The following is an 18,079-nucleotide window of genomic DNA, read 5'->3' as shown; positions in this document are numbered from 1 at the left end:
ATCCACAGGCCGCAAACCCTTGATAAATCACGCTTCGGCGGCGTCCTCCAGGCGCAGCTGGGGGCTCTGGCGGCCGCCCCAGGTGTTCACTTCCAGACGGCCTGCGAAGTGGAAGCGGGCGCCGCCATGCTCCAGCAGCCGCGGTCCCAGGGCGCTGTCGAAGGCGCCGAAGCAGATCGCGTCCACACCGCCGCCCATACCGTCGCTAAGCGACAGTTTCAGGTGGCTCTCGCCGACCCGTTTGGCAAAGCGCACCTGCAGGCTGGGCAAGGCATAGCGCGGAGCGGGGGCGGCGGCGCCGAAGGGGCCGGCCTGTTCGACCTGCTCGATCAGCCCGACGCTCACGGCGCCGGGCATCAGGGTGCCTTCCAGCTTCAGATCGGCCGGACCGCCCAGGCCCGCGCCCTGTTTCGCCAAGAGTTCGGAGAGCCGCTCCATCGCCGGTTCCAGCTTGTCGCGCATCACGGTGAGGCCTGCCGCCATCTTGTGGCCGCCGCCCTTGACCAGCAGGCCTTCGGCAGCAAGCTTCTGGATCGCGGCGCCGAGATCGACACCCGAAACCGAGCGGCCCGAGCCCTTGCCCTCGTCGCCGTCAAAGCCGATCACCACGGCGGGGCGGTTGGCGCTTTCCTTCAGACGCGAGGCAACGATGCCGACCACGCCGGGGTGCCAGCCTTCGCCTGCGGCCCAGACCAGGGGAGCCTCAAGGCCGCGGGCCTCGGCCTGCTCCAGCGCCGCGGCGCGCACCGCGTTCTCGATCTCGCGGCGTTCGCTGTTCAGCTCGTCCAGCCGCGCGGCAAGGCCCTGTGCTTCCTGCGGATCAGCCGTGGCCAGGAGCCGCGCGCCCAGATCCGCCTTGCCGATGCGCCCGCCCGCGTTGACCCGCGGCCCCAGGAGGAAACCGAGGTGATAAGCGGCGGGCGCCGAATCCATACGCGACACATCCGACAGCGCGACCAGCCCGGGGCGGTTGCGGGCGGCCATCACCTTCAGCCCCTGGCGCACCAGCGCCCGGTTGGCGCCAATGAGCGGCGCGACGTCAGCCACTGTGGCCAGTGCCACCAGGTCGAGAAGCTGCATCAGGTCCGGGCCGCGGGCCCCTGCGGCGCGCAGCTGCCGGCCGGCCTCGGCCAGCATCAGAAAGACGACGCCAGCAGCACAGAAATAGCCCAGATCGCCGCTTTCGTCCTGCCGGTTGGGGTTCACCACGGCAACGCAGTCGGGCAGCGTCTCGCCGCCCAGGTGGTGGTCCAGCACGATCACGTCAGCGCCCCTGGCCGCCGCGATCGGCTCGTGGCTGAGGGTGCCGCAGTCAACGCAGATTATGAGGTCATGCGCCGCCGCCAGCTCCTGCATGGCGGGCACATTGGGGCCGTAACCCTCGTCGATGCGGTCGGGGATGTAGAGCGTCGCGGCAAGCCCCATCTCGCGCAGCCAGACCAGCAGGAGCGCCGCCGAGCTGCCGCCGTCGACATCGTAGTCGGCAAAGACCGCGATCCGCTCCTTGCGGCGCACCGCCAAGAGGAAGCGCTCCGCGGCGGCTTCCATATCCTTCATGCCGCGCGGATCCGGCAGCAGGTCGCGCAGCTTGGGCTCCAGGAAGGCCTGCGCCTCATGCGGCGGCACGCCGCGCCGCGCCAGCACCTGGCAGACCGCGCGCGGCAAGCCGGTCTGCTGCGCCATCATCTCCGCGGCCCGGTCCGTCTCAACCCCGGGTCCGACCCAGCGGCGCCCGCTCAAGGATTGCTCAACACCCAAAAAGCTCATCATCTGCCCCCATACGCAAAGGCCGGACCCAATCGGATCCGGCCCTTCTTCTGGCCTTCAATATCCCCGCCGGAGGCAGCGGCGCAAGCCGCTTCCCGGGCGTTCGGTCTGCATCCGGCGCTCACATGTGATGCGGGGCCAGCGGCGTGCGGTAGGACATGCGGCGCACCGAGCCGGTTTTCGAGCGCATCAGCAGGGTGGTGGTCTCGACCCAGCCGGGCTGGCGCTTGATGCGCGGCAGCAGCGAGCCGCCGGTGACACCGGTGGCGGCAAAGATCACGTCCTGGGTTACCATCTCGTCGCGGGCATAGATGCGGTCGAGGTCGGTGATGCCGGCCTTGGCGGCGCGGGCCTTCTCGTCGTCGTTGCGGAACAGGAGGCGGCCGAAGATCTGCCCGCCCATGCATTTCAGCGCCGCGGCTGCCAGCACGCCCTCGGGCGCGCCGCCCTGGCCCATGTACATGTCGATACCCGTTGTCTCGGCTTCGGCGCAGTGCATGACGCCCGCGACGTCGCCGTCGGTAATCAGCCGGATCGAGGCGCCGGTTTCGCGCACCTCGGCGATCATCGCCTCGTGACGCGGGCGCTCCAGGATGCAGACGGTGATGTCGGAGGGGGCGCAGCCCTTGGCCTTGGCCAGCGCCTCGACGCGTTCGCGCGGGGACATCTCCAGCGTCACTACGCCGTCGTCAAAGCCCGGGCCGATCGCCAGCTTGTCCATGTAGGTGTCGGGCGCGTGCAGCATCGAGCCGCGCGGGCCCATGGCGATCACGGTAAGCGCGTTGGGCATGTCCTTGGCGGTCAGCGTGGTGCCTTCCAGCGGGTCCAGCGCGATATCGACGCCGGGGCCGTTGCCGGTGCCGACTTCCTCGCCGATGTAAAGCATCGGGGCCTCGTCGCGCTCGCCCTCGCCGATCACCACGACGCCTGCGATATCCAGCAGGTTCAGCTGCTCGCGCATGGCGTTCACGGCGGCCTGGTCGGCGGCTTTCTCGTCGCCGCGGCCAATCAGCGAGGCCGAGGCCAGGGCGGCCTGCTCGGCAACCCGGGCCAGGCCCAGCGACAGCATGCGGTCATGGAAGGGCGCGTCGGAGGTGTTCGAAGTCATACCGGAAATCCTGTTGCAACGGGGAATGGGAGTATCTGCGTTTAATGCCGAATAGCGCGCCCGGGGGGCAGCTCGCAAGGGGCGATGGCGGCGGCCGCGGCAGGAAAGCCTCGCCGCGGCTGCAAAAGTGCGGCTTTCGGCCTGCGCCGGAGCAGGGGGGCGGGGCGGAGTGTGACCTGCCGGGGCGGGTCAGACTTCCTCGATCCGCAGCGCCACCGGGTCGCCATCGACCACGTTGGTGGCGGCCAGCCCTTCGAGGGCTGCATCCAGTGCCGCGCGGGTGCACTTGTGGGTCACGATCAGCACCGGGGCAACCGGCGCGGAATGGCCGTACTGGCGCATCCGGTCGATCGAGACGCCGGCCTCGCCCAGCACCGAGGCGACCTTGGCCAGCGCGCCGGGTTTGTCCAGGAGCCCCATGCGCAGGTAGAAGGGCGCGGGCAGGCCGGTCTGGGCCGCCGGAGTTTCCTCCAGCAGATGTGCGGGCTTGCCGAAGGTCGCGATGCGCAGGCCCCGGGCCAGGTCGCAGACGTCGCCCATCACCGCGCTGGCGGTGGGGCCTTCGCCCGCACCGGGGCCGCGCAGCACCACCTGGTCGATCGCGTCGCCTTCGATCACCACCATGTTGGTGCCGCCTTCGAGCTGGCCGAGCGGCGAGTCGGCGGGCACCAGGCAAGGCGACATGCGCTGTTCCAGCCCGCGGGGCGAGCGCTGCGCCACACCCAAGAGCTTGATGCGGTAGCCCATGTCCGCGGCGGCCTTGATGTCTTCGAGCTGGATGCGCTGGATGCCTTCCAGCTGCACGTTGCCGAAAGCAGGCCGGGTGCCGAAGGCGATCGAGGCCAGCAGCGCCAGCTTGTGGCCCGCGTCGATGCCGCCGACGTCGAGGTTGGGGTCGGCTTCCAGGTAACCCAGGCGGCCGCATTCCTCGAACAGGGCGTTGTAGCCCTGGCCGGTGGCCTGCATCTGGGTGAGGATGTAGTTGCAGGTGCCGTTCATCACCCCCATCACGCGGGTGATCTCGTTGCCGGCGAGGCCCTCGGTCAGCGACTTGATGATCGGGATGCCGCCCGCCACCGCGGCCTCGAAGCGGATTACCCGGCCCGCGGCCTCGGCCTGCTCGGCGAGCGCCTGGCCGTGGATCGCCAGCAGCGCTTTGTTGGCGGTGACGACGTCCTTGCCCGCGGCCAGCGCGGCTTCGGTTGCGGCCTTGGCCGCGCCCTCGTGTCCGCCCATCAGCTCGACAAACACATCGACGTCATCGCGGGTCGCCAGCGCCACCGGATCGGTCTCCCAGGCGTAGTCCTTCAGCGGCACGCCGCGGTCCTTGGTGGCGTCGCGGGCAGAGACCGCGGAGATCACCACCGGGCGGCCGGTGCGCGCCTCCAACAGCGCGGCATGGCGGCGGATGATCCTGACCACGCCGATGCCAACCGTGCCCAAACCTGCGATCCCAAGGCGAAGCGGTTCTGTCATAGCTGGAGGTCCTCTGTTCCGGTAGGTTCAAGGCCCCGCCTTAGCCGGTTCGGCCCCAGCGTGCAACGCCGCAGCGGCAGGCGGCGCCGGCAAGGGGCGGGCGGCGGCGCAAAGCGCTTAGAATTCGGCGTTTCTGAGTGCCTCTGCCCGCTGCCGGAGCCGTCTGCTGCGGGCTTCCAGGTCCTGATCCGCCGCCCGGCTTTGCGGCGCAGGCGCCGGCAGCGCCCTGGCGCGCTGTTGCAGCCGGCTGCTGCGGGCGCCGAGCTCCGCCTCCAGTGCCTCGCTTTGCCGACGGGGCGGCGGCAGCGTTTCCAGCGCGGTGCCGAGCGGCAGCAGGTCGGGGTAGGGGGCATTGCGCAGGTCCGGGGTCAGCCGGTCTTCCAGCTCGGGCACGCGGGAGCAGGCGGCGGCCGCGGCGAGGGCGAGAAAACCTGTCAGTTGCAGCAGCTTGCGCATGGTCGCGTCCCTCCCTTCGGCATGTCCTGCCGCGGGCGGCGGCGTATTCCTTGCCGGTTCTAGGCGCTTCCCCGGGGCGGCACAAATGAAATCCCGCCGATGCCGCCTGACGCAATATTTGATCTTTTTTCTGAACAGTTGTTCAGTTATCGTCCGGCCATGGCACGCACCCAAGGTTCCCATTCCGACATCACCGGGCCGCGCATCCGCGAGGCGGCGCTCAGGCTGTTTGCCCAGCATGGCTATGCCGCGGTCTCGATGCGGCAGATCGCGCGCGAGGTCGGGGTGCAGGCCGGTGCGCTATACAACTACACGCCGGACAAGCAAAGCCTGCTGTTCAGCCTGATGGAAGGCCATATGGCGGACCTGAAGGCGGCCTGGGCCGGAACGCCGCGGGCGCCGGATGCGCGGGCGCAGTTACAGGACTTCGTGCGCTTTCACATCCGGTTTCATCTGCAGCGGCCGGATGCGGTGTTCATCGCCTATATGGAGCTGCGCAACCTGACGGACGGGAACTTCGCTTTGATCGAGGGGTTGCGCCGCGACTACGAAAACGGGCTGGAGGCGATCCTGAAGGCCGGGCTGGAGGAAGGCGCCTTTGCCATCGCCGATACCAAGATCGCGACGCTGGCGGTGATTGCGATGCTGAACGGGGTCAACACCTGGTACCGCTCCGAGGGTCGCTTGTCGCTGGATGAGGTGGAGCGGGTCTATTGGGAAATGGTGCGCAAGGCGGTGAGCGCGTGAGCTTGCTGGACCTGCAGACGCCGCGGCTGCGGGCGGGGCGCTGGCAGGATCTGGCGGAGGGTGATCTGGCGGCGCTGTTTGCCAAGCCGGTGGTGCGCTGGCTGCCGCCCGGGTTCCAGGGGCTTTCGCAGGCTGCGGCGCAGAGGGCGTTCCTTGGCGCACTGGCAGAGCAGGCGGAGGTGGCTGCCTTGTTCGGCAGGGATGGCCACGGCGCGGGGCTGGTGATCCTGTCGCATCCCGAGCCGCGCAGCCGGACCCGCAACCTGGGCTACCTGCTGGTGGAAGACGTCTGGGGGCAGGGGCTGGCCGGGGAGCTGCTCACCGCTCTGCAAACGCAGTTCCGCGGCAGCGGCGCCACCCTGCGCGGCGGGGTGATGCAGGCCAACGCGGCCTCGGCCCGGGTGCTGGCGCGCGCTGGGTTCAGCGCCGAGGCGCAGGACGGCGAGACCGTCTACAGCTGGACCGCGGACACATCCGGCGGCTGACAACCGGCAGCTCCCGGCCGGTGCGGACGGCGACGGCGCGGCGGCGGGCGGGTCGGGTCAGGTCAAAAGGCCGATCATATCGAAATGCTCGATCTCGCGGCTGAGCACCATCGGGTCTTCCTCGGGCAGCACGTGCGGCTGCTCCCAATCCTCGCCCGCAAAGGCCTTGAGCGCGGCGATGCTTTCCCAGACCATCACGACGCAGAAAGTGGCTGGAGCCTCCGGCCGCGGCAGCCCGGCGGTAACCGAGACCAGCCCCTTCTGGCGGCGCACATGCGGCACCGCAGTATCCTTCAGGAATGTCTTGAACGCGTCGATCTTGTCATCGCGGACCGTGGCGCGGAACACGCGGATAATCATTGCTCCCCCCATGCTTCAATCACATGGGGGGAGTATAGCACAAAGCGGTGCCTCTGATCAGGCGGCGGGGCAGGTTTTCCTGCCGTTCCGGCGTTTTGAGGGCGCGGCTAGTGCGCAGGCTTGATGAAAGTGCCGTTGCGCAGCTCGCGGAAGGCCTGTTGCAGTTCGGCCTGGGTATTCATCACGATCGGCCCGTGCCAGGCCACCGGCTCCTCGATCGGCGCGCCGGAAATCAGCAGGAAGCGCACGCCTTCGGGGCCTGCCTGCAGGGTGATCTCGTCCCCGGTGCCGAAGCGGATCAGGCTGCGGTTGCCGGACATGTCGCGGATGTTCAGCTCCTGGCCCGCGACCTCCTTCTCCAACAGCACCCCCTGCGGCGCGGAGGCATCCGCAAAGGCGGCAGCGCCTTCGAAGACATAGGCAAAGGCGCGCCGGTAGGTGTCGATGCGGAAGGTCTTCTTCACCCCCGCCGGCACGTGGATGTCGAGGTACTGCGGATCGGCCGCGATGCCGTCCACCGGACCGCGCTTGCCCCAGAACTCGCCGGTGATCACCTTCACGCGGGTACCGTCGTCGTCTGTCACCTCCGGAATATCGGTGCCCTGCACGTCCTGATAGCGCGGCGCGCACATTTTCTGGCTCGACGGCAGGTTGCCCCAGAGCTGGAAGCCGTGCATCTGGCCCTGCGCGTTGCCCGCGGGCATTTCCTGATGAAGAATGCCGGAACCCGCCGTCATCCACTGCACGCCGCCCGCGCCCAGCGTGCCGCGGTTGCCCAGCGAGTCGCCGTGCTCGACAGTGCCGGAGAGCACGTAGGTGATGGTCTCGATTCCGCGGTGCGGGTGCCAGGGGAAGCCGCGCAGGTAGTCCTCGGGGGTTTCGTTGCGGAAGTCGTCGAACAGCAGGAAGGGGTCCAGCTCCGAGGGATCCTGAAAGCCGAAGGCGCGGTGCAGCTTAACGCCGGCGCCTTCGATATGCGGCTGGGCGGTGCGGATGCCCGCGATGGGTCTGAGCGACATGGGCCTATCTCCGGTATGGGTTGCGTTGAAAGGAAGATAGGAGCTGCGGGCGCGGCCGGAAAAGGGGCCGGGGGTCACGCTGCCTGTGCGCGTATGAACAGAGGCTGGCGAGGGGCGCCGCCGCCGGGCGTCAGCCCGGCGCCCGGCCCAACGGGACGCGATGCCGCAGGCGGCGCGGACGGGCGGGAGAATCTCCTGTTTGCGTGCTGCGCGGCAGTCAGCCGTGAGCAAACAGCGCGGTGATCCAGTCGCGCACCAGGGCGGCCTCGGGGCTGCCGCCGGCACTGGCGGGGGCAGGCATCAGATAGTGGCTCTGGCCCATCGGTATTTCCGCGCCGGGCACCTGCGCCAGCCGCCCCTGCGTGAGCGGCAGCGCGGCGTAGCGGCGCATCAGCATCGCCACCCCGCCGCCCGCGGCGGCAATCTCGATCGCCGCAAGCGAGGTATCAACGGAGACCGGCGGCGCCTGATCCGCCAGCGCCAGCCCCTCCTGCTGCGACAGCCGCAGCCAGTGGTCCTGGTAGCCGTGAATGTGGATCAGCGTCTGCGAGGCCAGTTGCTCCAGTCCGGTGATGCCTGCCGCCGCCTCAGGTGCTGCCACCGCGATCACACGCTCCGCCGACAACAGATGCGCGCTGCGCTGGTAGCGGCCGGGCGGGCCGAGGCGCAGGTCGACATCGACCTCAGCATCCTGCGCGCTGCCTGCCCAGACGGCGGAGACCAGCCGGATGCGGATTTGCGGGTGGGCGGCGTGGAAGGCGCCAAGCGCGGGCGCGATGCACAGGACCGCGGTGGAGACCGGCGCCCGCAGCGTCACCGTGCGCGCCTCTCCCGGCCCCAAGAGGCCGCGGGTGGAATAGGTGATGCCGGTCAGCGCCTGCGCCACCGCCGGGTAATAGGCTTCGCCCAGATCGGTGAGTTCCAGATGCCGCGCCCGGCGGTGAAACAGCGACACGCCAAAGCTCTGCTCCAGGCTGCGCACCTGGTGGCTCACCGCGGCCTGGGTCAGCCCCAGTTCACCCGCGGCGGCGGTGAAGCTCTGCAGCCGGGCCGCGGCCTCGAACGCGCGCAGCCAGACAAGATTGGGAAGGCCCTGCATGTATCACAAAAATTCCGGAGGTCAGATGGCGTTATTATTCGTTTCATTTATGCATCGGGTCAAGCTAGCGATGGGGCAAAGAGGCGCAAACGGGGAGGAGCGCGCGGTGTCAAGCGATCTGGTGGCAAGTGATCTGAAAGTGGGCTTCATCGGTCTGGGCAATGTGGGCGGCAAGCTGGCGGGGAGCCTGCTGCGCAACGGGGTGAACTTGCGTGTTCATGACCTGAATGACGATCTGATGCAGCGCTTCTGCGCCAGGGGCGCGCGAGCCGGGGAAAGCCCCGCGCAGATGATGCGCGAGTGCGATGCGGTGATCACCTGCCTGCCGTCGCCCGCGGCCTCGGACGCGGTGCTGCAGCAGATGCTGCCGGAAGTTACCGCGGGCAAGATATGGATGGAGATGTCGACCACCGACGCGGCGGAAGTGCAGCGGCTGGGCGCGCAGGTGATCGCGCGCGGCGGGCTGGCGGTGGACTGCCCGGTCTCGGGCGGCTGCCACCGGGCGGATACCGGAAATATCTCGATCTTCGCGGGCTGCGGGCGCGAGACTTTCGAGACCATCCTGCCGCTGCTCACCACCATGGGGCGGCGCATCCTGCATACCGGCGATCTGGGCAGCGCCTCGGTCCTGAAGGTGGTGACCAACTACCTCGCCACCGTGCATCTGGTCGCCAATGCCGAGGCGCTGGTGACGGCAAAGGCGGCGGGGATGGATCTGAACGTGGCTTTTGAGGCGATCCGGATCAGCTCGGGCAATTCCTTCTCGCATGAGACCGAAAGCCAGGTGATCCTCAACGGCAGCCGCGACATCTCCTTCACCATGGACCTGGTGAAGAAGGACGTGGGCCTGTTCCAGGAGGTGGCGGAGCGCGCGGGCGTGCCGCTGGAAGTGAGCCCGCTGATGGTGAAGATCTTCGACGACGGCATTGCGCGCTACGGCGAGCGCGAACTTTCGCCCAACATCATCCGCCGCCTGGAGGAGGCGACGGGGCTCGACATCCTTGCGCCCGGTTTCCCGGCGGAGATGACGGATGACGAGCCGGAGGAGCCGGGTTACGAGGTGCAGGTCCGCCGCGCCGCGGGGCAATAGCCCCGGCGGGGGCTGTATTCCGCGGCAAATTCAAGCTATGCCCCAGCCGGCAGGCTGAGGGGAGCAGGACATGAGCAGCGAGATTCTGGCAACGGTGGAGGCCTCGGCCCCGCGCCGGGTGATGGGCACGGTGATGCTGGGCACGGTGGGCGCGGTGCTGGTCTATGTGGCGCTGGCCGTGCCGCCGGCACCCCTGTGGATCGTGTTCCTGCTGGCCGCGGGCACCGGCGCGCTGTGGATGGCGGTGCGGCTGTGGCAGGCGACCCGGCACCGGATCGAACTGACCGAGGAAGAACTGCGCTGCTCCGACGGCACGGTGATCGCGCCGGTGGCTGAGATCGAGGCGGTGGACCGCGGCGTCTTCGCGTTCAAACCCTCGAACGGCTTCCTGATCCGCACCAGCACGCCGGGCCCGCGGGCCTGGATGCCGGGCCTGTGGTGGCGGGCCGGCCGCCGTATCGGCATCGGCGGCGTCACCCCGGGCGCGCAGAGCAAGACGATGTCGGAAATCCTCGCCATCATGATCGCCAAACGCGGCTGAGCCGGACCGCGGGTCATTTCACCTTTTCGGCATCATCGTTGTGGCTGTTCCCATTGCCCTTGCTTTCGACGAAGACCACTTGCGGCGCGAAACGCGGACGGGTGAAAATGAAGTTCTCTATCGCCATTGAAGGCAGACCGATGTTGAAGGCGGGCTCGACGCTGTTCTTGGTCTCGACCAGGATCACCCGCTCCTGATCGGGCATTGCGGGCAGTTTTTCCTTAATATTGTTGATGTCGCCATCGGCCCATTCGGTATAGGCGGTGCCGCGCACCTTCGACCAGTCGACGTAGTAGCGGTTGCCGGCTTCGTCCCAGCGGACCACCGAGATGCGGGTCGACAGCGAGGTGCCGCCGCGCACCAGCAGCCCCGCCAGCGCATGCATGCTGTCGATGTAGGCCTCGTTCACGTAATTGGTTTCCCGCGAAATGAGATCCGAGATCGTATAGGCGGCCTTCAGGTTCACGTTTTCCTGCCGGAAGGCGTCAAAGAAGGTGTAAATCGCCGCAAACAGCCCAAGCAGCAAAGGGGCATAGAAGGCGAATTCGATCGACACGTTGCCGCGGGTGTCGCGGGCGAAAGCGCCGATCCGGCGCCCCAGCGCCCGCGTGAACGTGGTTCGGAACGTGCTTCGCGTGGGTGCTGTCAGCATGGTCTACCTCGGCTCGTGAACGAATGCGGAAGCGGCGGTGAGGCTGATGCGGCCGTCCGCGTCCTTGCCCAGGCTGCCGCCCAGGCCCCAGGCCGGAAAGACCGGCTTGAACTTCATACAGGCGCGGACAACCATCAGCTCGTTCGAGCGCCCGTTCTGGAAATTTCGCACCGGCTGGACATCCTCGATCTTGTCGACGCAGTCCGGCACCGGATCGATTCCGGTCCAGGCGAATGGATCCATCTGCAGCAGTTCCAGCCGCAAGGAGGTTGTGCAATCCTCGATGAAACCGGAGCGGGTGCAGACCTCGTCGCGGATCGCGTTGTGAGTCATGTCGGCCCCGGTGCTCAGTCGCATGCTGCGCACGGTTTCGTCCAGCGCGCGCTCCAGCTGCGAGTGGCGGATGTTGATCAGGCCCAGCTCGACCGTGGACATCAGGATCATCAGGAAGGCGGGGATGACGATGGCGAATTCGACCGTGGCATTGCCGTCCTCGCGGGACCGGAACCGGCGCAGCGTCCCAGATGCGCGGGCGATCATTGGGTCAGCCTCAGCTGGCGGATGGAAGTGGCGATGGAGGAGAAGGCATCGCTGATCTCCAGCCCTTCGACGTCGAAGAAATGGGCAGGCGAGCTGGCGCAGTCCTCCAGCACCCTCATGCCGTTGGACGGCGCCTCGAAACCCACCGAATAGATGATCACCCCCTGGTCCTTGGTGATGCCGCAGATGGCCTTGGTGTGCTGGTCCTTGGCGGTCCGGTTATGGAAGTAGCGGCCCGCGGTGAACCAGTCCGACCAGGCGCTGCTGCTGAATTCGTAGATGTAGCGGGCGATCCAGGCGAGCGAGGCGCGGGCGAAGAGCTCGGGGTATTCGAGGCGGGTTGCCGTGCCTTCTTCTTGCACCGTTTCACACCCATAACTATCGCAAATTTCATATGTGCCGTTGCCGTAGGGGTGATCCTCCCACCGGTTCATATGCGCCCAGTAATAACTCTTCTGCCCGTTCGAGTGGTACACTGAGTAAGCGCCGGAGCCGTCGTTGCCCGGGTAAGTGTTGGCATCCGGGTTATGCCAGACGTCCGACAAGCCCTCGCGGCGCGATGGGTTCAGCATGTACTGGTTGGTGTTCTGGCCGTCCGACATCAGGATGATGATCTTCAGCGTGTCGCCGCTGCCGTAGTCCGTGGGGCGGCCGGAAAAGGCCGCGGCGATTTCGCCTTCGGCGATCAGGTCGCTGACAACGCTGCGCGCGGTCGGGTCGAGCAGGGCGCTGCCCCATTTCATGCCGATGTCGATCGAGGTGTTGCCGTTTGCCGACAGGGTATCGATGTAGGCATGCAGGGTCGCCGCATTATTCGTGAACGGCAGGATCTGCGAGCCCGCGCGCGTCGGGCAGACGGGCGAAGAGATCATGTTCTCCGAATAGGTGAACGTGTCGAAATGCGCGGTGCGCTCCAGCGGTTCTGTGCGGCTGAGCGTGTGCTTGCTGAACTGGTCCTTGATGAAGTTCACGCAGAACGAGTAATTGTGCTCCTGCGAGACGTTGTACTTGCTCAGCAGGGCCTCGCCGACGTTCACCTGCGTGGCGTAGGGAATGATCGAGATCGACAGGTTGCTGACGTCCGTATTCTGGGTGATCTGGTCGACGAAGCTGTGCGCTGCGGTCTTCAGGTTGGTGAGGCGGTTGTTCGAGCGCATCGAGCCGGAGATATCGAGCACCATCGAAATCTCCACACTGCCGATCGTCTCCTCGGCCCGGGCGTTGGCGTAGAGCGGCAGGTTGTCGCCGCCCGCGAACTTCAGGAGATGCGCAGGGAAGGTGGTGTCGATGGTGCTCTCCACGCTTTTGTAGCCGAGCCCCTCCTGCACGACCGGTGCCTGGTAATAGTCTTCGAGCCCCGCTTTGCTCAGGTAGTCCTGCACTACCACTTCCGGTGCCTTCGGCTGGTCGAGGTCGGCTGCCGCCAGCACCGCGCGGTCGAGGGTGTATTGCAGTACCGTGCGGTCGCGCTCCATCCGCATCAGGTCGACGCCGATGCCGCCGACCGCCAGCATCGACAGAAAGAAGAACACCAGCGGCTTGGCCAGGACGCCCTCCTCCTGCCGTCGGAAGGCGCGGGCCTGCGCAAGCAGGCGGCTGCTGAGGACGGTGGTATTGCGATGGCGTGCAGACATATGGACATCCCCCGGGCGGCAGAGCGCTGCGCGGCGCAAGGCGGGCTGCGCAATTCGCAACTGTTAATGCTTGGTGAACATGGCCGAAATGGGGCGGAGGCGGGCCGCAATGCGTACAATTGTTCCGGTTCCGGCGGCTCCGGCACGGCGGCCCTGGCGTGCTCCGCGGTCGGGCATCACTCCCGGGCGGGCGGGACGCGAATCAAAAATTTGCGGTCGGAGGCCGATTCTTTGCGCCGGGAAAGGGTCAAAAAGGTCGCACTCGGTAATCGTCTCTGCATAAAGTGAGGGCACATTCGGCACCGAGTCGATGTTTGAGTACGGAGAAGTTTACATGAGCAGCCGCACAGAACCCAGTTTTCGCGAAAGCGTGGACCTGATGTTCAACAGAGCCGTTTCCCTGATGGATCTCCCGCCCGGGCTGGAGGAGAAGATCCGGGTCTGCAACGCGACTTACACGGTGCGGTTCGGGGTGCGCCTGCGCGGCAGCATGCATACCTTCACCGGCTACCGTTCTGTGCATTCGGAACATATGGAGCCCGTGAAGGGCGGCATCCGCTATTCCCCCGCGGTGAACCAGGACGAGGTGGAGGCGCTGGCGGCCCTGATGACCTATAAATGCGCCCTGGTGGAAGCGCCCTTTGGCGGCTCCAAGGGCGGCCTGTGCATCGACCCGCGCGAGTATGAAGAGCACGAGCTGGAGCTGATCACCCGCCGCTTCGCCTATGAGCTGGCCAAGCGCGACCTGATCAACCCCTCCCAGAACGTGCCCGCGCCCGACATGGGCACCGGCGAGCGCGAAATGGCCTGGATTGCCGACCAATATGCGCGGATGAACACCACCGACATCAACTCCAAGGCCTGCGTCACCGGCAAGCCCTTGAACGCCGGCGGCATCGCGGGCCGGGTCGAGGCCACGGGGCGTGGTGTGCAATACGCCCTGCGCGAGTTCTTCCGCCATCCCGACGACATGGCCGCCGCCGGGCTGACCGGCTCGCTGGAAGGCAAGCGCGTCATCGTGCAGGGGCTTGGCAATGTGGGCTATCACGCGGCCTCCTTCCTGGCCGAGGAAGACGGCGCCCGCATCACCGGCATCATCGAGCGGGACGGCGGGCTGTTCAGCCCCGACGGGCTCGACGTGGAGGCGGTGCACAACTGGATCGTCAAGCACGGCGGCATCACCGGTTACCCGGATGCACGCTTTGTCGAAGACGGCGCGCTGCTGATGGAAGAGGAATGCGACATCCTGATCCCGGCGGCGCTGGAAGGGGTGATCAACCTCGGCAACGCCGAGCGGATCACCGCGCCCTTGATCATCGAGGCCGCAAACGGACCGGTCACCGCGGGCGCCGACGAGGTGCTGCGCAAGAAGGGCTGCGTGATCATCCCGGACATGTACGCCAACGCCGGCGGTGTGACCGTCTCCTATTTCGAATGGGTCAAGAACCTTTCCCACATCCGGTTCGGCCGCATGCAGCGGCGCCAGGAAGAGGCGCGGCACCAGCTGGTGATCGACGAGCTGCAACGCTTGGACGATGTGATGGGCGAAACCTGGTCGATGTCCCCGAACTTCAAAAACAAGTACCTGAAAGGCGCGGGCGAGCTGGAACTGGTGCGTTCCGGTCTCGATGACACCATGCGGGTGGCCTACCAGTCGATGCGCGAGGTCTGGCACAGCCGCGACGACGTCACCGACCTGCGCACCGCCGCCTATCTGGTGTCGATCGACAAGGTCGCCAAGAGCTACCACGCCAAGGGCCTGTAAGCGGCGCTTGGAGCATGGAACGGCGGGGCGGAGGGGCAACCTTCCGCCCTTTTTCGATGAGACCGCGTTCAGTCCAGCACGGTGCGCAACTCGTGCAGCAACGGGCAGGAGAGGTTTCCCCGAACGCAATTGGCCGTAAGTTCCTTCAGCGCGGCTTCCAGGCGCCTGAGTTCATCGATCTTGTTGCGTATGCCGGCAATGTGAAGCTCTGCCATTTCCCGCACGGCCCGGCAGTCTTCGCCGCCCCCTTCGGAAAGGGCGAGCAGTGTCTTCGCGTCTGAAAGCGGAAACCCGAGATCGCGGCACCGTTTCAGAAAGCGCAGCCTGCCCACGTCCTGCGCCGAATAAAGGCGCCTGTTGTTCGCAGCCCGCGCCGGCCTGGGCACGATTCCTTCCCGCTCGTAATAGCGGATTGTTTCGATGCCGACCCCGCTCTGCCTGGACGCCTCTCCTATCGCAATCATGTGATACCGTTTCTCTTGATCCTGTAGCCGCTACAGAAGTTATACCCTCAGGCACAGGAGCTGCAATGCGGCGAAACGATGCCAGCGGAGGAAAGCAATGGAGAAACACCTGGGAGTGAGCTGCTTGGGATCAGTATCTGCGCTTGGAGCGGCAAGTTGCTGTGTCTTGCCGATGACGATGATGCTGCTGGGCCTGGGGGGCGGCGGCTTTGCGATGTTTGGGAAAATTGCGGCGGCCAGCTATTATGTGCTGGCGCTCTCGACCCTGCTGGTTGCGGTGTCGTGGTGGGTGTCTTACCGGCACGGCGCGGTTGCGAAGCTGAAATGGTGGCTTGCGGGGAGCGCCGCAGTGACCGGCCTGGCGTGGGGTGTTGTGGTGAACGAAGCCCGGATTAACGATTATTTGATTACGTGGATGTAAGATGACAGAGCAATCCGTGGTGCTGGAAAGCAAGGTGACCTGCCCGGAATGCGGGCATGCGGAGACCGGCACGATGCCAACCGACTCCTGCCAGTGGTTCTATGAATGTCCCTCCTGCAAGGCGCTGCTGCGGCCCAAGCCGGGCGACTGCTGCGTCTATTGCTCCTACGGCACCGTGGCTTGCCCGCCGGTGCAAATGGGGAAGGACTGCTGCGGGTGAGCGCGGGCCGCAATACTGTCTGACCCGTCCGGGATGCGCTGCGGCGGCGCCTCCGCCATTGCGCTTCGCGTTCCTGCCGCGGCCGGCTAGCCGCGGCTGCCGCAGGTGCCCAGAGGGTCGCGGACAATCAGCGGCTTCCCCATTGCCGCTGTCGCTTCGGATTTAATAATAAATCCTGCTTTCAGAATTTCCCCAAGCGCGAAGTTTCTCCTTTGAACCGCGCGTTCATACGATCTGAAAGGATGGAAGACCGCAGGGGCTATGGGCAGGCCTGCGAGATAGGCCGCTTCCCCAAGGGTCAGTTCCTCGGCTGTCTTGCCGAAGTAGGCCATGGCAGCGCCGGAAACGCCAAAGCAGCCTTGGCCGAGGAATACCTGGTTCACGTGCCAGGTCAGGATCTGGTGATGCGACAGGGCCTGCCCGATGATATAGGCCGTTGCATAACTTTGCAGCCGTCCTGCCCCCGGCTGAACGTGCCAGCCCGTCACAGTGCCCGTAACTCTTGAGAAGTGCGGCTTCTTGTCGAAGAAACGGCGGTCCAGCGGTGCGGCGAAGGCCAGAAGCACCCATTCCGGAATTTCGGGCCATTCGTCCGCAGCTTCCTGATAGCGCTCCTGGATGTCCGCGGGGCTAAGGATACCTGCAGCTTTCTCACCCCAGACTTTAGCCGGCACCGCCAATGTGAGCAGCGAAATCAGTATTACTGTGCAGCGGCGCATCGTGGCTCTCCCTGGAATTTTCTTGAAGATTGCCACTGGGCAAACTGAACCGCTGCCTGCTTATTGAGTGTGCCCTGTTTGCTGCGCCGCGTGCGCTGGGCGGTGATTTTGGACTGGACAGATATTCGCAGTTCGTATGTCCTGCCGCCAGCCGCGCTGCGGGGCGGGTGGCTGTCTAACGGGGAGAAATGGCATGCGGTTTTCGGGCTGGCGCGTGCTGCGCGAGGGGATGACCGGCAACAAGGGCTGGCGGCCGCAGTGGCGCGACCCGGAGCCCAAGCGCAGTTATGACGTGGTGATCATCGGCGGCGGCGGGCATGGGCTGGCGACCGCCTATTACCTCGCCAAGGAGCACGGGATCACCAATGTGGCGGTGCTGGAGAAGGGCTATCTCGGCGGCGGCAACGTCGGGCGCAACACCACCATCGTGCGCGCCAATTACTACCTTCCCGGCAATTCCGAGTTTTATTCGCATTCGCTGAAGCTCTGGGAGGGGCTGGAGCAGGATCTGAACTACAACGCGATGATGTCGCAGCGCGGTATCCTCAACGTCTTTCACAACGACGGCCAGCGAGACGCCGCGGTGCGGCGGGGCAATGCCATCGTGAACCAGGGCGACGATGCCGAGCTGCTGGACCGCGAACAGTTGCGCAGGCTGGCGCCGTTTCTGAACTACGAGAGCAACCGCTTCCCGATCAGGGGCGCGCTGATGCAGCGCCGGGCGGGCACCGCGCGCCATGATGCAGTGGCCTGGGGCTATGCCCGCGGCGCGGACATGCGCGGGGTGGACCTGATCCAGAACTGCGAGGTGACCGGCATCAACGTGGAGGACGGCAGGGTCACCGGCGTGCAGACCTCCCGCGGGGTGATCCGCGCGCGAAAAGTGGCGCTGGCGGCGGCCGGGCGCTCCGGCCAGGTGGCGGCGATGGCCGGCCTCACCCTGCCGATTGAAAGCCACGTGCTGCAGGCCTTCGTGACCGAAGGGCTGAAGCCGCTGATCGACCACGTGATCACCTTTGCCGAGGGGCATCTCTATATCAGCCAGTCCGACAAGGGCGGGCTGGTGTTTGGCAGCTACCTGGATTTCTACGCGTCTTACGCGGCGCGGGGCAACCTGCCGATGGCGGAGCACACGATGGAGGCCTGCATGGCGATGCTGCCCGCCATCGGCAAGGCGCGGCTGCTGCGGAGCTGGGGCGGCATCATGGACATGACGCCGGATGGCTCGCCGATCATCGATCATGCACCCGTCGACGGGCTCTACCTGAACTGCGGCTGGTGTTACGGCGGCTTCAAGGCGACGCCCGGTTCGGGTCATGCGTATGCGTATCTGATTGCCACGGACCGCCCGCACCCGTCGGCGGAGAAGTTCCGGCTGGACAGGTTCCGCACCGGCCGGGGGCTGATGGACGAGGAGGGCACCGGTGCCCAGCACAACCTGCATTGACTTTGTGGCAGGCGTGGCAGGGGGCGCTGCCCCCTCGGCCTGGCGGCCTCACCCCCGGAGTATTTCCGG

The 18,079-nt window shown here is 66.4% G+C and carries 20 protein-coding genes; 8 read left to right on the top strand and 12 right to left on the bottom strand.

Annotated elements, in window-relative coordinates; genetic code table 11:
• Positions 1-27 precede the first annotated feature (27 nt).
• The 4 genes from recJ to ACOHX0_RS05025 form a co-directional block, all read right to left on the bottom strand.
• On the bottom strand, positions 28-1,767 hold the full coding sequence (recJ, locus tag ACOHX0_RS05040; protein ID WP_420675600.1) for a single-stranded-DNA-specific exonuclease RecJ: 1,740 nt from the start codon (positions 1,765-1,767) through the stop codon (positions 28-30).
• Between the two features lie 121 nt (positions 1,768-1,888).
• On the bottom strand, positions 1,889-2,875 hold the full coding sequence (gene glpX / locus ACOHX0_RS05035; protein WP_420675599.1) for a class II fructose-bisphosphatase: 987 nt from the start codon (positions 2,873-2,875) through the stop codon (positions 1,889-1,891).
• Positions 2,876-3,064: 189 nt separating this feature from the next.
• Entirely contained in the window at positions 3,065-4,351 is a 1,287-nt protein-coding gene (locus ACOHX0_RS05030) for a homoserine dehydrogenase (RefSeq protein ID WP_420675598.1), read from the bottom strand.
• A 117-nt stretch (positions 4,352-4,468) separates the two neighbouring features.
• Entirely contained in the window at positions 4,469-4,807 is a 339-nt protein-coding gene (locus ACOHX0_RS05025) for a hypothetical protein (RefSeq protein WP_420675597.1), read from the bottom strand.
• A gap of 159 nt (positions 4,808-4,966) precedes the next feature.
• Here ACOHX0_RS05025 and ACOHX0_RS05020 point away from each other — a divergent pair, with 159 nt between their 5' ends.
• Both ACOHX0_RS05020 and ACOHX0_RS05015 read left to right on the top strand, forming a co-directional pair.
• On the top strand, positions 4,967-5,554 hold the full coding sequence (locus tag ACOHX0_RS05020) for a TetR/AcrR family transcriptional regulator (RefSeq protein ID WP_420675596.1): 588 nt from the start codon (positions 4,967-4,969) through the stop codon (positions 5,552-5,554).
• Complete coding sequence (locus ACOHX0_RS05015; protein ID WP_420675595.1) at positions 5,551-6,039, top strand: GNAT family N-acetyltransferase; 489 nt, start codon at positions 5,551-5,553, stop codon at positions 6,037-6,039. Before ACOHX0_RS05020 ends, ACOHX0_RS05015 begins: the two co-directional genes overlap by 4 nt.
• A 57-nt stretch (positions 6,040-6,096) precedes the next feature.
• Here ACOHX0_RS05015 and ACOHX0_RS05010 read toward each other — a convergent pair whose 3' ends face one another.
• The 3 genes from ACOHX0_RS05010 to ACOHX0_RS05000 form a co-directional block, all read right to left on the bottom strand.
• A complete protein-coding gene (locus tag ACOHX0_RS05010) occupies positions 6,097-6,399 on the bottom strand; it encodes an antibiotic biosynthesis monooxygenase family protein (protein WP_420675593.1) in 303 nt (100 codons plus the stop codon).
• Between the two features lie 107 nt (positions 6,400-6,506).
• The gene (locus ACOHX0_RS05005; protein WP_420675592.1) at positions 6,507-7,418 is read right to left on the bottom strand and encodes a pirin family protein; all 912 of its coding nucleotides are present in this window, start codon (positions 7,416-7,418) and stop codon (positions 6,507-6,509) included.
• 217 nt (positions 7,419-7,635) lie between these two features.
• Positions 7,636-8,517 (bottom strand): LysR substrate-binding domain-containing protein, encoded by an 882-nt coding sequence (locus tag ACOHX0_RS05000; protein ID WP_420675591.1) that lies wholly within the window; start codon positions 8,515-8,517, stop codon positions 7,636-7,638.
• A 133-nt stretch (positions 8,518-8,650) separates the two neighbouring features.
• On the opposite strand from ACOHX0_RS05000, the gene ACOHX0_RS04995 reads away from it, so the two are divergent.
• Entirely contained in the window at positions 8,651-9,607 is a 957-nt protein-coding gene (locus ACOHX0_RS04995) for an NAD(P)-dependent oxidoreductase (protein ID WP_420675726.1), read from the top strand.
• 70 nt (positions 9,608-9,677) lie between these two features.
• Positions 9,678-10,148, top strand: coding sequence for a hypothetical protein (locus ACOHX0_RS04990; RefSeq protein ID WP_420675590.1), 471 nt, complete (start codon positions 9,678-9,680; stop codon positions 10,146-10,148).
• A gap of 13 nt (positions 10,149-10,161) precedes the next feature.
• On the opposite strand, the gene ACOHX0_RS04985 is transcribed toward ACOHX0_RS04990, so the two are convergent.
• From ACOHX0_RS04985 to ACOHX0_RS04975, 3 genes are read right to left on the bottom strand one after another with little or no spacing between them, the layout of a single operon-like run.
• Positions 10,162-10,800, bottom strand: coding sequence for a TadE/TadG family type IV pilus assembly protein (locus tag ACOHX0_RS04985; protein WP_420675589.1), 639 nt, complete (start codon positions 10,798-10,800; stop codon positions 10,162-10,164).
• 3 nt (positions 10,801-10,803) lie between these two features.
• Positions 10,804-11,340, bottom strand: coding sequence for a TadE/TadG family type IV pilus assembly protein (locus tag ACOHX0_RS04980; RefSeq protein WP_420675588.1), 537 nt, complete (start codon positions 11,338-11,340; stop codon positions 10,804-10,806).
• Positions 11,337-12,974, bottom strand: a complete 1,638-nt coding sequence (locus tag ACOHX0_RS04975) for a TadE/TadG family type IV pilus assembly protein (RefSeq protein ID WP_420675587.1) — start codon at positions 12,972-12,974, stop codon at positions 11,337-11,339. Before ACOHX0_RS04975 ends, ACOHX0_RS04980 begins: the two co-directional genes overlap by 4 nt.
• Before the next feature lie 334 nt (positions 12,975-13,308).
• On the opposite strand from ACOHX0_RS04975, the gene ACOHX0_RS04970 reads away from it, so the two are divergent.
• Positions 13,309-14,739: a Glu/Leu/Phe/Val family dehydrogenase gene (locus tag ACOHX0_RS04970; RefSeq protein ID WP_420675586.1), complete on the top strand. Its 1,431-nt coding sequence runs from the start codon at positions 13,309-13,311 to the stop codon at positions 14,737-14,739.
• Positions 14,740-14,807: 68 nt separating this feature from the next.
• Here the strand turns inward: ACOHX0_RS04970 and ACOHX0_RS04965 are convergent, their stop codons facing one another.
• Positions 14,808-15,203, bottom strand: coding sequence for a MerR family transcriptional regulator (locus ACOHX0_RS04965; RefSeq protein ID WP_420675584.1), 396 nt, complete (start codon positions 15,201-15,203; stop codon positions 14,808-14,810).
• A 97-nt stretch (positions 15,204-15,300) separates the two neighbouring features.
• Between ACOHX0_RS04965 and ACOHX0_RS04960 the strand changes: the two genes are divergently transcribed.
• Together ACOHX0_RS04960 and ACOHX0_RS04955 are read left to right on the top strand one after the other, a co-directional pair.
• Positions 15,301-15,624, top strand: a complete 324-nt coding sequence (locus ACOHX0_RS04960; RefSeq protein ID WP_420675583.1) for a hypothetical protein — start codon at positions 15,301-15,303, stop codon at positions 15,622-15,624.
• A 1-nt stretch (position 15,625) separates the two neighbouring features.
• Complete coding sequence (locus tag ACOHX0_RS04955) at positions 15,626-15,844, top strand: GDCCVxC domain-containing (seleno)protein (protein ID WP_420675582.1); 219 nt, start codon at positions 15,626-15,628, stop codon at positions 15,842-15,844.
• A gap of 86 nt (positions 15,845-15,930) precedes the next feature.
• Here ACOHX0_RS04955 and ACOHX0_RS04950 read toward each other — a convergent pair whose 3' ends face one another.
• A complete protein-coding gene (locus ACOHX0_RS04950) occupies positions 15,931-16,563 on the bottom strand; it encodes a transglycosylase domain-containing protein (RefSeq protein WP_420675581.1) in 633 nt (210 codons plus the stop codon).
• 193 nt (positions 16,564-16,756) lie between these two features.
• Between ACOHX0_RS04950 and ACOHX0_RS04945 the strand changes: the two genes are divergently transcribed.
• A complete protein-coding gene (locus tag ACOHX0_RS04945) occupies positions 16,757-18,010 on the top strand; it encodes a sarcosine oxidase subunit beta family protein (RefSeq protein WP_420675580.1) in 1,254 nt (417 codons plus the stop codon).
• Positions 18,011-18,079: the final 69 nt, after the last annotated feature.

This window comes from Cribrihabitans pelagius (assembly GCF_048820915.1).
In the GTDB taxonomy this organism is placed as follows: Bacteria; Pseudomonadota; Alphaproteobacteria; order Rhodobacterales; family Rhodobacteraceae; genus Cribrihabitans_A; species Cribrihabitans_A pelagius.
This window is presented reverse-complemented; position numbering and strand designations above follow the sequence as displayed.

Bases quoted from the DNA above. Each gene is read 5' to 3' on its own strand.
- recJ (WP_420675600.1), bottom strand. From the start codon at position 1,767: ATGAGCTTTTTGGGTGTTGAGCAATCCTTGAGCGGGCGCCGCTGGGTC.
- glpX (WP_420675599.1), bottom strand. From the start codon at position 2,875: ATGACTTCGAACACCTCCGACGCGCCCTTCCATGACCGCATGCTGTCG.
- ACOHX0_RS05030 (WP_420675598.1), bottom strand. From the start codon at position 4,351: ATGACAGAACCGCTTCGCCTTGGGATCGCAGGTTTGGGCACGGTTGGC.
- ACOHX0_RS05025 (WP_420675597.1), bottom strand. From the start codon at position 4,807: ATGCGCAAGCTGCTGCAACTGACAGGTTTTCTCGCCCTCGCCGCGGCC.
- ACOHX0_RS05020 (WP_420675596.1), top strand. From the start codon at position 4,967: ATGGCACGCACCCAAGGTTCCCATTCCGACATCACCGGGCCGCGCATC.
- ACOHX0_RS05010 (WP_420675593.1), bottom strand. From the start codon at position 6,399: ATGATTATCCGCGTGTTCCGCGCCACGGTCCGCGATGACAAGATCGAC.
- ACOHX0_RS05005 (WP_420675592.1), bottom strand. From the start codon at position 7,418: ATGTCGCTCAGACCCATCGCGGGCATCCGCACCGCCCAGCCGCATATC.
- ACOHX0_RS05000 (WP_420675591.1), bottom strand. From the start codon at position 8,517: ATGCAGGGCCTTCCCAATCTTGTCTGGCTGCGCGCGTTCGAGGCCGCG.
- ACOHX0_RS04990 (WP_420675590.1), top strand. From the start codon at position 9,678: ATGAGCAGCGAGATTCTGGCAACGGTGGAGGCCTCGGCCCCGCGCCGG.
- ACOHX0_RS04985 (WP_420675589.1), bottom strand. From the start codon at position 10,800: ATGCTGACAGCACCCACGCGAAGCACGTTCCGAACCACGTTCACGCGG.
- ACOHX0_RS04980 (WP_420675588.1), bottom strand. From the start codon at position 11,340: ATGATCGCCCGCGCATCTGGGACGCTGCGCCGGTTCCGGTCCCGCGAG.
- ACOHX0_RS04975 (WP_420675587.1), bottom strand. From the start codon at position 12,974: ATGTCTGCACGCCATCGCAATACCACCGTCCTCAGCAGCCGCCTGCTT.
- ACOHX0_RS04970 (WP_420675586.1), top strand. From the start codon at position 13,309: ATGAGCAGCCGCACAGAACCCAGTTTTCGCGAAAGCGTGGACCTGATG.
- ACOHX0_RS04965 (WP_420675584.1), bottom strand. From the start codon at position 15,203: ATGATTGCGATAGGAGAGGCGTCCAGGCAGAGCGGGGTCGGCATCGAA.
- ACOHX0_RS04960 (WP_420675583.1), top strand. From the start codon at position 15,301: ATGGAGAAACACCTGGGAGTGAGCTGCTTGGGATCAGTATCTGCGCTT.
- ACOHX0_RS04955 (WP_420675582.1), top strand. From the start codon at position 15,626: ATGACAGAGCAATCCGTGGTGCTGGAAAGCAAGGTGACCTGCCCGGAA.
- ACOHX0_RS04950 (WP_420675581.1), bottom strand. From the start codon at position 16,563: ATGCGCCGCTGCACAGTAATACTGATTTCGCTGCTCACATTGGCGGTG.
- ACOHX0_RS04945 (WP_420675580.1), top strand. From the start codon at position 16,757: ATGCGGTTTTCGGGCTGGCGCGTGCTGCGCGAGGGGATGACCGGCAAC.